Annotated in this window: 11 protein-coding genes; 5 read left to right on the top strand and 6 right to left on the bottom strand. The window is 57.5% G+C overall.

All coding sequences use genetic code 11. From position 1 onward, the window contains the following. Positions 1-182: hypothetical protein (locus tag FB478_RS20565; RefSeq protein WP_222430074.1), on the bottom strand; the 182-nt coding region annotated here is incomplete at its 3' end. A 280-nt stretch (positions 183-462) separates the two neighbouring features. Here FB478_RS20565 and FB478_RS21565 point away from each other — a divergent pair. Further along, positions 463-1140, top strand: coding sequence for a helix-turn-helix domain-containing protein (locus tag FB478_RS21565; protein WP_144601495.1), 678 nt, complete (start codon positions 463-465; stop codon positions 1138-1140). A 109-nt stretch (positions 1141-1249) separates the two neighbouring features. On the opposite strand, the gene FB478_RS20555 is transcribed toward FB478_RS21565, so the two are convergent. Continuing rightward, positions 1250-2113, bottom strand: a complete 864-nt coding sequence (locus FB478_RS20555) for an NAD(P)-dependent oxidoreductase (RefSeq protein ID WP_144601494.1) — start codon at positions 2111-2113, stop codon at positions 1250-1252. Next, positions 2110-3492, bottom strand: coding sequence for a Xaa-Pro peptidase family protein (locus FB478_RS20550; protein ID WP_144601493.1), 1383 nt, complete (start codon positions 3490-3492; stop codon positions 2110-2112). Before FB478_RS20550 ends, FB478_RS20555 begins: the two co-directional genes overlap by 4 nt. A gap of 100 nt (positions 3493-3592) precedes the next feature. On the opposite strand from FB478_RS20550, the gene FB478_RS20545 reads away from it, so the two are divergent. After that, a complete protein-coding gene (locus FB478_RS20545; RefSeq protein WP_144601492.1) occupies positions 3593-4285 on the top strand; it encodes a helix-turn-helix domain-containing protein in 693 nt (230 codons plus the stop codon). Between the two features lie 253 nt (positions 4286-4538). Here FB478_RS20545 and FB478_RS20540 read toward each other — a convergent pair whose 3' ends face one another. After that, on the bottom strand, positions 4539-4925 hold the full coding sequence (locus FB478_RS20540) for a RidA family protein (protein WP_144601491.1): 387 nt from the start codon (positions 4923-4925) through the stop codon (positions 4539-4541). Positions 4926-5350: 425 nt separating this feature from the next. Between FB478_RS20540 and FB478_RS20535 the strand changes: the two genes are divergently transcribed. Together FB478_RS20535 and FB478_RS20530 are read left to right on the top strand one after the other, a co-directional pair. Further along, positions 5351-6349 carry an alpha/beta hydrolase gene (locus FB478_RS20535; RefSeq protein WP_144601490.1) on the top strand — a complete coding sequence of 333 codons (999 nt, stop codon included), beginning with the start codon at positions 5351-5353 and terminating at the stop codon, positions 6347-6349. 88 nt (positions 6350-6437) lie between these two features. Then, the gene (locus FB478_RS20530) at positions 6438-7370 is read left to right on the top strand and encodes an N-acyl homoserine lactonase family protein (protein ID WP_144601489.1); all 933 of its coding nucleotides are present in this window, start codon (positions 6438-6440) and stop codon (positions 7368-7370) included. Between the two features lie 612 nt (positions 7371-7982). Here the strand turns inward: FB478_RS20530 and FB478_RS20525 are convergent. Together FB478_RS20525 and FB478_RS20520 are read right to left on the bottom strand one after the other, a co-directional pair. Further along, a complete protein-coding gene (locus tag FB478_RS20525) occupies positions 7983-8534 on the bottom strand; it encodes a VOC family protein (protein ID WP_144601488.1) in 552 nt (183 codons plus the stop codon). Positions 8535-8553: 19 nt separating this feature from the next. After that, on the bottom strand, positions 8554-9225 hold the full coding sequence (locus FB478_RS20520; RefSeq protein ID WP_261377488.1) for a GntR family transcriptional regulator: 672 nt from the start codon (positions 9223-9225) through the stop codon (positions 8554-8556). 147 nt (positions 9226-9372) lie between these two features. Between FB478_RS20520 and FB478_RS20515 the strand changes: the two genes are divergently transcribed. After that, the gene (locus FB478_RS20515) at positions 9373-11586 is read left to right on the top strand and encodes a thiamine pyrophosphate-dependent enzyme (protein ID WP_144601487.1); all 2214 of its coding nucleotides are present in this window, start codon (positions 9373-9375) and stop codon (positions 11584-11586) included. Positions 11587-11594: the final 8 nt, after the last annotated feature.

Raw genomic sequence — 11594 nt, 5'->3', positions numbered from 1 at the left:
CCACCGAATTTCGTTGGTGCGGAAATGCTGAACGCTCCCGTCGCGGCAAGAGCGTTGAACACTTCATCCGGCACCCGGCGTGCCTGATCGCCTTCGCGGCCCTTGGCGATGAGCATCGGCCGCAAACCATCAATCTGCTCGATGATCGACTCGATCTCGGGACGAATACCTGCATTAGACATCTAGAACACTCCTGCTAAGACACTGAACTGGGACACACCGTGGCGTTCATCACAACCTAACAGTATTGCCACCAAGTGTCAATGAATACTGAACAGCCTTGGTACATCACATGGAGGCTCGGGGTGTCGTTCTGCCTGTGGTTCACAGTGAAGATGGGACATTTGCGGTCGCATCCGGCAAGTCTCTTGCGAAGCCACTACGGTAGGCTGAGTACCTGGACTGAACAGTGCTGAAGCAGGAGTAAGCACTACTCGCGCAAAAAACAGCAACGAGGGTGGCGTGACAAACGAACTAGGCGAGGGGATCCGCGCACAGCGGGAACGCAAGGGACTCAGCCTGAGGGCCGTTGCGTCATCGGTCGGAATTTCGGCGAGCATGCTGTCGCAAGTGGAAACGGGAAAGTTGCATCCGTCTGTCGCGACGCTGTACCAGATTGCGTCGTACTTGGATGTTTCAGTTGATGCCCTCCTGGGGCTTAACGGCGCTTCGGAGCATGCAGCGGAACATGCAGCCCAAGGGCATGAGACGTCGCTGCAAGTGGCGGTCGTGCGAGCAGGCGCTGGCCCTCAGGTCAGGCGAGCGAATGGGGTCGTTTGGGAGCGTCTGGCTGCCCAACCGGGCTGGAATGTGGAGTCGATACTGGTGACATACGAGCCAGGCGGCCCGGGTGCGTCGGGCAGGAAAATGACGCGCCACAATGGCGTTGAGTCAGGATATCTGTTGGAGGGCGAGCTGACTTTATATTTGGGGTTTGAACAAACAACCCTCCGGCCCGGTGATTCGTTCAGCTTTGACGCCACAGGCCCTCACCTCTTTGTCAATGAAAGCTCGGAACAAGCCAAAGGAGTCTGGTTTATTGCCGGAGGGCGGGAACCGGGAGGATTAACTCCAACTGACACTTCCCGCACAGACGCGAGCCGCAAGGATCCCCTTCGGGTGCTCCGTACGGGAATATAGGCTCGGGAGCAGTAACGGGCTGGAGCTCCCGGTATCGGCTCTGGCTTAGCGGACTTCAGTGTGAGGCAGGCTGGGGTGTACTAATGCTCGTTGGTACACCCCAGCGAAACTACTGTCGCCGCGTTACTTCGGCAATGGCGCTCCAGTCTCCCTCTCTCAGCTCAGGACGGGCAAGAGCCTCTTCGAAGACGCCGATGAGCGCCGGAAGTGTGGCCAAGTCCAGGTTTGTAGATCTGGCCAGTTCTTCAGCCAATGCTAGGTCCTTCCGCCCCAAGGCGACCGTGAAACCGGGCGGTGAGTACCGTTGTTCCGCAATCAGGGAGCCATAGCCGGAGTAAACGACTCCACCGAACAACGTCGAGGACAGCAGGTCTACAAAGATAGATGGATTGACGCCAACCCGCTCCGCCATTGCAATCGACTCTCCCAGCGCCTGGAGCGCATGGATGATGTTGTAGTTCACAGCGATCTTGACCGCATTCGCAATAGAAGGTTTGGTGCCGAGCTGCCAAACGCGTTTACCCAACACTTCCAAGTACGGGGTAACATCACTGACCGCTTTCGGGTCCCCTGCCGCCAGAATTTGCAGTTGGCCGGCAGCAGCGACTTCGGGGCGCCCCAGAACCGGCGCAGCGACGTACTTGGCCCCGGAGGCCTCGAAGCTATGCGATAGGCGGTCGGACAGGGTGGGGCTGATTGATGCCATGACCACGTGGGAGTTGGCTCCGCAGGCCCTTATGGCTTCATTCGTGAGGACATCTTCGACTGCAGCGTCGTTTGCCAACATCGAAAAAGACACTTCAGCGGAAAGCGCCTCCGACGGGCTGGAAGCCACTCGGGCGCCCAGATCGATCAGGGCTTCAGCCCGCTCCGGCGAACGGTTCCACACGAGCACGTCATGACCGGCGTCTATCAGTCGCTTGGCCATGTCGCCGCCCATGTTGCCCAAGCCGATAAAGCCTAGAGTTGTCATTCTTCCCCGCGTCCCCAAACAGTGTTTTTGTGCGACTGGGGGTCACGCTCGAGATTCAACGGCCCGTCGATCGTGTAGTACTTCTTTCCGGCCACGATTAAGTCTTCTGCGGGGAACTTTGTGATGACCTCACAACCGTTTGCAGTGACGACGACCTCTTCTTCGATCCGGGCGGCACCCCAGCCATCTGCGGACGGCCAGTACGTTTCCAGGGCGAACACCATTCCCTCTTCGATAAGTTCGGGATGCTCGAGCGACGTGAGACGCGAGAAGATGGGCTTCTCCCATATGGAGAGACCGACGCCGTGTCCGTACTGGAGGGCGAAGGCTGCCATTTCGTCTGGGAATCCAAATTCCTCTGCCTTGGGCCACACTTTGACGATGTCAGCAGTTGTTGCACCCGGCCTGACCAATGCAATTGCCCTGTCCATGTATTCCCGGGCGCGCTTGTATGCGTCGCGTTGGGCACTGCTTGCAGAGCCTACGGCGAATGTCCGGTAGTAGCACGTGCGATAGCCGTTATAGCTGTGAAGTATGTCGAAGAATGCGGGGTCACCAGGCCGGATCAGCCGGTCCGAAAACACATGCGGATGGGGCGCGCACCTCTCACCCGATATTGCGTTAACACCCTCGACGTACTCGGACCCCAGATCATAGAGGGTCTTAGCAACAAGGCCTACGGCTTCGTTCTCGCGAACGCCGGGCCGCAGGAAGCGATACAACTCCTCGTAGGCCGCATCGACCATTGATGCCGCTTGGGTAAGGAGTCGGATTTCGTCGTTCGTTTTGATCCGACGGGCCTCCATGAAGACCTGCTGCCCATCGATAACGTTGATACCTTCCCTCTGCAAAGCCATGAGGACCGGCATCTCAATGACATCGACGCCCAGAGGCTCGTTAGCTAGGCCAAATTTCTCCAGTTCACGCTTAATCTTCTTGGCCACATCTTCTGCCATCTTGGCATCGGGAGGAAAAGCGCCGCGGAGTGTCGAAAGTCCTGCACGCGCACCGCTCTCCAAGCGGGGCCTGACCGCACCGTGGTGCGGCGCATGAGGATTGGCGTCCATTTCCGACGTCGTCACATCAAGCCAGGGGTTGTACAGGGCATGATGCTTGGCCGCCGAGCCGAAGTCCCAAACAATAGGGTCGGTGTTCCGCGTCAGCAGGGAGAACCGGATCAGCTTATCCATGGCCCACGTACCGATATGGGTCGCGCTCATGTAGCGAATGTTAGAGAAGTCAAAGGCCAGTACTGCGCCAAGCTCCGACCGATCAAGTTCCGCCTTCAAACGCGCCAAGCGTTCGCTTCTGAGTCTGTCGAAATTGACCCGCTCTTCCCAGTCGATGGCGTTCGTTCCCGTTGTGCCGGTATTCCTCATCGAAACCTTCCTCCAAGTCGGTGTTCACTGCTGTTCAGTTAAGCTTAACACGGTGGTGTGTATTCTGTAGGAAACCCCAACCGACTTTTCGGAGAAGCAAATGTCCACTGAACAAAGTATCGGTACCCGACTCCGGCAGGCACGCCAGGCCCGCGGAGTCAGCCTGCGCAGCGTTGCGCACGATTTAGGGGTTTCAGCAAGTTTGATTTCCCAGGTGGAAACTGGAAAAAGCAAGCCATCCGTTGCAACGCTGTATGCCTTTGCCAACCTCCTCGGTGTATCGCTGGACGACGTTCTTGGCTTGGACGCCGGCGTCCTCCCAGGTCCGCAGGAGAGTGCACTCGGGAAGGTTCCCGAGGTGCAACGTTCCGCCGAAAACCCTGCCATAGAAATGGAAAACGGTGTCCGTTGGGAACGTCTGGCTGGCGGCACAGGAGGTCCTGCTGAATCTTTACTTGTGACCTACGCTCCAGGAGCCTCGAGTTCACCGGATGGTCAGCTGATGCGGCATCCTGGCGTTGAGTATGCGTATGTTCTTGAAGGAGTCATCACGCTGCAGTTGGAAGATGGCGTCTACGAATTGGGTCCGGGAGACTCTCTGCAGTTCGACTCCATGCGTTCGCATATGTTTGCCAACAGGGGAACGGCAATTGCCCGTGGCATATGGTTTGTTGTAGGGCGACAGAGCGGCGGAAACTTGACTGCAAAAGACAGAAGCCGTGCCGGTCTCCGGAGCTCCCCCGTCGATGTTCTGCAACGCATTGACTCGATGGGCCACGATGACGAGATCTGAAAAAGTCTCCCCGTTCGGTGTGGGCGTCGAGAACCGTCATCATGCCCCACGCGGCTGAATCCAAGATGGATATCTACTTGGGTTTGAACTTCGTCATATAACGGCTCCCCGCCTCCCTGTACAGAAAAGCAAGTGTCCGCCCGCTCTTCGCCAAGAAGTACAGCTGCGGACGGACAGCCGCCATCCCCCAATCCCATGTTCGGATACTCCCCGTACCGATGAATTCGGACACCTGGCTGGAGCCAGGGGAAATTTAGACGGCTGCTATCGCATCGATCTCGATTGTCGCGCCATTGTAGAGTGAGTGAACTCCAATGACAGTGCTGGCAGATGGTTCCTCAACCTTCACGATTGCGTCCCGAGTCTTACGCCAGATCATGAGCTTTTCCTGATCAAGTTCCGTGATGTAAACGTTCACTCGCACAAGGTCTTCATACGTGGCGCCGCCAGCCTTGAGCACCCGCTCAAGCTCGGCATAGGTCAGTTCAATTGCCCGTGCGAAGTCTTGGGGGACTGAACCGTCCTCTTCAAATCCGACTTGGCCGGAAATGAAAAGCAGATCACCTGACTTGACCCTGACGGAGTCTGAAATACCGGGGACTACGGGCGCGGGAGTATGTGAAATACGGGCGTTCGACACAAGCGTCTCCTAGAAGTTTCGATGTTCGCGCGTTCTGCGCTTTCTGAGTACAGCACACCTGAACAGTCGAGTACAAGCGAACAAGGAGTTGCGCACGCTAAGGGCGAAGGAGCAACCCAATTCCGTGCAAAAATCGCGTGTCCGAAACGGAAAACGAGCACGGCACCACCTCCCCCTGTTCCATCTGGGCGCTCGTAGTGTCAAGTCACACTTGACACTGGCGGGTGGGCTAGCTGTAGCCTACGTCACATGCTGTAACCGTGTGGCGCCCGCAGAAACATAGACGCCTTGGCGCTGATGTTTGTGGGAAGCGCGGGCTAGCAGTTGGGTCACCATACGATTACCTACGCTGTCATGGCGTCGCGTCGGCCTTTAGTAGGTGTTTCCCTGTTCAAGTTGTCGGTACGGACTGAAGGTGTTTGCAATTGACTAAGAAGGAAAACAAGGGCCAGGCCCTGGGCCGGCGGCCGGTTCTCGCAGCCCTAGGCGCCGGCAGCCTGGCCGCGCTCATGGCACCTGCGGCCGGTGCTGCTACCGACTCAAAGGCAAGAAGGAGTTCGGGGCTAGATGGAGAGCACATCTTTCTCGACTACACGCAGGAATCACTCGATGCCGCCTACAACCAACTGCATTATGCTCCTAACGGGCTGAGTGTTGTCGCACGGTACTCCGAATTGAGCAAAGACGTGCGGGCGTCCCGTAGCTTCACAACGCATTCGTATGGACAATCTGCAGAGGAAACCTTAGATTACTTTCCTGCTGCATCTGCCGGTGCGCCAATCTGTATTTTCATTCACGGTGGTGAGTGGCGCAGCGGTACTAAGGAAATGTACTCATTCCTCGCTCCAAGGTTTGTCGATTCTGGTATCAGCTTTGTCACCTTGGACTTTGCGTCCATACCAAAAGCCCGAATACCCGATATGGCGGAGCAGGTTTCTACCGCCGTCGAATGGGTCTTCCAAAACAGTCGACAGCTCGGAGGGGACCCAAATCGCATTTTCATAGCCGGTCACAGCTCGGGTGCCCACTTGGCGGCAGTGCTCGCAACAAGTGATTGGCGTGGGTCGAGTGTTCCACGTGATGTTATCAAGGGAACGCTTTGTCTGGGCGGAATGTACGACCTCTACCCGGTCTTGCTGAGTTATCGCCGTGACTACGTTGTGCTTTCTGATAAAGAACGCGACAGTCTTTCACCAGCGCTCCATCTGGACTCCATACGTCGCCCGGTCCTGGTCGCGTGTGGCACCAAAGAGACTCCAGAATTTCAACGACACGCTTCTTCGTTTGCTGCAGCTCTGCGGCAAAAAGCATTCGATTTCGTTCAGGTCCAGGACTCGGACCATTTCGAAGCCCTTCTGCAGCTTGCGGATCCCGGATCATCGCTTGCCCGCTCAGCTGTGGATCTTATCCTCACCCAGGCCTGAGGCCCCGGTGTGCACGGACGCTATGGCGTTCCGTTGCTTCTCTAAATATCCCTGTAAACAGTTAGTCCTGATCTAAGGAGTCTTCACGGTGACCCAACTAGGTGGAAACAACCCGTCAATCCCCGCCGGCCTCAAAACAGACTATTCAATCTGGTCCTTGGAATTTTGCCATGCCGATATGCCCCACGATTTCTTCGGCGGAGCCGGACTCTTCAGCAACAAGGGCATAGTCCGGATTCCGATGCTTTACACACTCCTGGTCGGAGGTGAGGTGGGGGGCAAGCAGCACGTAGCCCTTGTCGACTGCGGATTCCGTAACGACTACTGGCTTGACCGCTACGCCTTCTCCAACTGGGAGAGCCCGAAAGACGTGTTGGCGCGGGTAGGCTTCACGCCGGAAGACGTCGACGTCATCCTCGTGTCGCACATGCACTTTGACCACATGGGGAACTTTGAAGCTTTTCCGAATGCGCAGCTCTACGTCCAGTTTGAAGAATACGTCGGTTGGTCGATGGCTGTTAACAACGCAAACCAGATGATGTCTGAGGAAGAAAAAGCGTGGGTCTTCTCCTCCTTTGATCCTCAGGATCTTGCCAAGGCAGCAAAAGGCATCGCCGACGGAAGAATCCGCTTTGTGGAAGGAGATGCAGAACTGCTCCCGGGTGTCACTGCGCGCTTGGCCAAGGACTCCCATACTTTTGGGTCGCAATGGTTCAAGATTGAGACCCAGAACGGTCCGTACGTCGCAGCTGGCGACACCGTCTACTGGTACTCGAATATCGAGAAAATGTGGGCACCCGGCTACGGGCAAGGCAACTCTTTTAACCTCATCAACCTCTACCGCACCCTGCAGCAGGAACTGAAAAGGGAAACCAGCCGTATCATCCCGGGCCATGACCCTGAGATTGCCCTTCGGCACACGTCCTGGCTGACGGACAGCGGCAACTCAATTACCGAGGTGAATCTGCGGGAAAATGATCGCTCCAGGCTTCCCGACCACGCGGCCAGGTTGCTGGGCTAGGCACGAAGCACCAAGCAACAGGACAAGGGGTGGACAGCCGCCGAAACCACGTGAGGACCTTGGGCACCAGAATGCAGTGCCCACCTTCCCGATTCAAACGCTGGTAGAACTCCATGCACGGTTACTGCGGTTGCGAGAGGACCGCAGTAACCGTGCCTCATTGCCAGGTAGGCGCAGAAGAATGACTATGGAAATATTGATCGAAGGTTCTTCGGAATAGTCTCTGCTGAATTTCCACAGGGAAAGCGGCGGCCCCTGGCCGGGAACGGTATTGGCGGCGAGACAAACCGAGAGTTTACCGACCATGACTGTGAAGACGAGAGGGCGACGTTGAGTCTCCGTGATGAGTCGAGCCAGCCCTGGATGGGCCACTGGTGACTCTGGTCACGCTGAGAAGGCCGGCTTGCCTGAAACGCGTAGTAGCACAGGAACCGGTCTTCTGAGCGCGGCGTGGCCGGTCTCTCACTCTTGCCCGGAGTATATGTCCCTGTTGCAATGAGTGTTCTGAGTTCCGGGCTGACCTCAGATCCTTTGGTTTGCTGCTGATTGCTCAGCGTCTGCCGTTATGCGAGCTGTGGTAGCAGAGCAGGAAGGCGGGGGCGGAAAAGCCTCTTAGGGGCTCCAGAGTCGGAGTTCGCTGTCTCGCTCGTACGCCTTTCCTTCCGGGAAGGAGACAAGCTCAAACTGCATACCCCATGGCGAGAGGAAGTAGACCCAACGTTGTCCCCGGCTGGGTCCGGAACTTGATGTTGGTTCCCCCAGGACCTTTATGTCGCGGGCCTTGAGGTAGGTGACTGCGGCATCCAGGTCATTCACGTAGAAGGCTACGTGATGACCACCAATGTCACTGTTTCGCGGTTGCTCTTTGCGCTGGTCGGGGGAGAGGTAGCTGAAGACCTCGAAGTTGGCTCCATTGAAGCAGCGGTAAAATCGTATCTCTACCATTTCGGCCTGCGGGTGGACGTTGAGCTTGCTCATCATCAGCTCAGGGTCCTTGGGAAATGGGCCAAGGGAATAGACATGGTCGCAGCCGATGATGTCCACAAAAAACTCGTGGGCCTGTTCCATATCCGGAACAGTGAAGCCTATGTGGTCGGTTCCCCTTATGCCGGGGAGCCCTTGTTTTGCTGCTGCGGTCGGGTACGGGGCGGCGTGGTCGTTCATAGCTCTCCGAGGGTTGCGACTAACGGTTGAAAATTTCGGGGTGGTCCAGCAGGGATATTCGCGTTTTGCGGATGTGCATGGCCAGGAGTTCCTCCGCAGTGCGGACATCACGCCTTCTGATGGCTGCGAGGAGCATCCGGTGCTCCAGATGGGTTTCTTCCAGCCCCTCAGGCCCAATCAGTTGGACGTAAGCGCGGCGGTAATGCTGGGTTGTGTTCCAAAGACGTTCCACCATCTCCAGAAGCGTTGGCATGTTCGCTTCCTGAAAGGTGAGCAGATGGAACTCTCGATCGAGCTCGACGAAGTCCTCAATGTCCTCGCAGCTTTCCATGTCATTGGCAAGACGAGCGAGCCTATCGATGCAATCGAGTGGGATTCTGTCGATGGCTTGCCCTAATGCAAGGGGCTCCACGCGCTCACGGATGAGATACGTCTCCTGGCACTCGGCAAGATTCATGGAACTGACCCACGCGCCTGTGGAGGCAACGAGGGCCACCAGCCCCCGAGACTCTAGTATGCGCAGGGCTTCCCTAATCGGCAATCGGCTGACGCCGAAGTCTTCTGCAATTTGTTCCTGACGAATCCGTGTCCCGGGCAGAAGGCTTCCGCTGAGGATCTTGCGGCTTAGCTCGTTAGCGATCCTCAAGCTGGCTGCCCCTGACTGTTTTGACATAGCGCGTCCCGTGGTCATAGTTCCAGCATACGAACAAACAGGCATTGGATCCATTCGGGGGCCAAACTAGCCAATCTAGGCTGACTTTGAGTTTGCATTGGATCCATTCGCCATCTACTGTGAAACAAAGCACAAGAACAGGCACGATCCACACGGGAGCCGCAAATGTCGACCAGTACGCCCTTGACCTTTTCAACAGACTGCACGGAGTTGCGTGCCACGCGCGAGGACTGGGACGCAGCACCTCCTGAGCTTCTGGAGTCCATGCTGGTGCAGATGAGTGCTATCCGAATTTTTGAGGAGGCTGTGCTCCAGCTCGCCGGAGAAGGGCTGGTTCACGGTCCGGCACACTCCAGCATTGGCCAAGAGGGCGCGGCAGTTGGATCCGTTCTCGCGCTCCGAGGCAGCGACGGCGTCAACGGCACCCACCGAGGCCACCACCAATTCCTGGCCAAAGGTCTTGCTTACCTGTGCCCCGACGGCATGTCGATCGTGGATGGCATAAAGACCGACGAGATCAAGGACTTCATCCACAAGACCATGTCCGAGATATTGGGCCTCAAAGCCGGCTTCAGCGGTGGACGCGGGGGATCGATGCACTTGCAATGGCTAGAGGCAGGCGCACTCGGTACCAATGCGATTGTGGGCGGGGGAGTGCCCCTCGCAGCCGGGAACGCCTGGGCGCAACGCCACGACGCAGAAGCTTCGGCGGAGGGGCCGAAGGATGGAATGGACGTCACCGTGACCTACTTTGGCGACGGCGCGTCCAATATCGGGTCCACCCTCGAAACGATGAACCTTGCCGCCGCCTGGCGTCTGCCCCTCTGCTTTTACATCGAAAATAATCTCTACGCTGTCTCAACCCACGTTGCTGATGTGACCGGTGAACCCCGGCTTGCAGCGCGAGGCCCCGGCTTCGGGATCAAGTCCTGGCGTGTCGACGGCATGGATCCCCTCTCCGTCTATTTGGCCCAAACCGCGGCTGTGGAATACATGCGCGCCGGCAAGGGAGCAACCCTCATCGAGGCCGAGACCTACCGGTACTTCCATCAAAACGGACCCTTCCCCGGCAGCGCCTTTGGTTACCGGAGCAAAGACGAAGAGAAACAGTGGCGGGACCGGGACCCCTTGGCCAAGGTTTCAGGGGAGATGATCCGCCGGGGACTCCTCACTGAGGAGCAGCTGGCTGACCTGACAGCGCAGATCACCGAGCTCATCACGCAAACCGTTGATGCCATCACCGAGAAAGACCCAAACAGTAACAAAGGTGCCCGCCGGATCCGTCCTGCATTCTGGCCTGATCCAGCCACGGTAGACGCTGGCATCAGGAGCGAACAGCCCCTTACCGGCACTGAGCTTGCCGAACCGCCCCTGTCGAATGCTGTTGAGCGGCGCTTCGTGGATGCGATAGCAGATGTACTGGACCGACGAATGGCTACCGACCCAGGTGTGCTCGTTTTGGGCGAAGACGTACACCGGCTCAAGGGTGGCACGAACGGTGCGACCCGAGGACTGAAGGACACATACCCGGACCGCGTGCTCGGCACGCCGATCAGCGAAAACGCCTTCGCCGGTCTCGCCGGCGGCCTCTCTATGACCGGCCGCTACAAGCCGGTCGTTGAATTCATGTACTCCGACTTCCTGTGGGTCGCTGCCGACCAGATTTTCAATCAGATAGGCAAGGCCCGCCACATGTTTGGCGGTCACTCGACAATGCCCGTCGTCCTACGGTCCAAGGTAGCCATGGGGTCCGGCTACGGATCGCAGCACTCCATGGATCCTGCCGGTATTTTTGCCAACAACCCCGGCTGGCGGATTGTGGCGCCTTCCACTCCGCGCGACTACATCGGGCTGATGAACAGCGCCCTGGAACTCGATGACCCTGTGCTCGTTCTCGAACACGTTGACCTGTACGGGGTCAAGGGAGAGATCCCTGAGGGGGACCTCGATTACCAGTTACCCATCGGCAAGGCTGCAGTGCGACGGGCAGGCGAGGGTGTCACCGTTCTCAGCTACCTGAACATGGTGGACGTTTCCCTGCAAGCTGCTGAGCAGCGTCCCGATCTGGATCCCGAGATCATTGATTTGCGCTGGCTCGATCGCGCCTCCTTGGACTGGGAGACAATCGGAGCATCTATTCAGAAGACCAACAACGTGCTGATCGTCGAGCAGGGGGCCCGGGGGACGTCGTACGGCGGATGGTTGGCCGATGAGATCCAGCGCAGGTTCTTTGACTACCTCGACCAGCCTATCCAGCGGGTTACGGGCAAAGAAGCCGCACCGAGCATCTCAAAAGTCCTCGAAGCTGCAGCCAACGCCGATCTTAACGATGTCCTTGCTGGCTTCGACGAAGTAGCCCGCAACCTCGGACACTCCTGACTGAATCC

Source organism: Arthrobacter sp. AG367 (assembly GCF_007828995.1).
Taxonomy (GTDB): domain Bacteria; phylum Actinomycetota; class Actinomycetes; order Actinomycetales; family Micrococcaceae; genus Arthrobacter.
Note: the sequence above shows the minus strand (reverse complement) of the source record. Positions and strands in the feature narration are given on the sequence as shown.

Coding starts and splice junctions, on each gene's coding strand:
- FB478_RS20555 (WP_144601494.1), bottom strand. CDS start 2,113: ATGACAACTCTAGGCTTTATCGGCTTGGGCAACATGGGCGGCGACATG.
- FB478_RS20550 (WP_144601493.1), bottom strand. CDS start 3,492: ATGAGGAATACCGGCACAACGGGAACGAACGCCATCGACTGGGAAGAG.
- FB478_RS20545 (WP_144601492.1), top strand. CDS start 3,593: ATGTCCACTGAACAAAGTATCGGTACCCGACTCCGGCAGGCACGCCAG.
- FB478_RS20525 (WP_144601488.1), bottom strand. CDS start 8,534: ATGAACGACCACGCCGCCCCGTACCCGACCGCAGCAGCAAAACAAGGG.
- FB478_RS20520 (WP_261377488.1), bottom strand. CDS start 9,225: ATGACCACGGGACGCGCTATGTCAAAACAGTCAGGGGCAGCCAGCTTG.
- FB478_RS20515 (WP_144601487.1), top strand. CDS start 9,373: ATGTCGACCAGTACGCCCTTGACCTTTTCAACAGACTGCACGGAGTTG.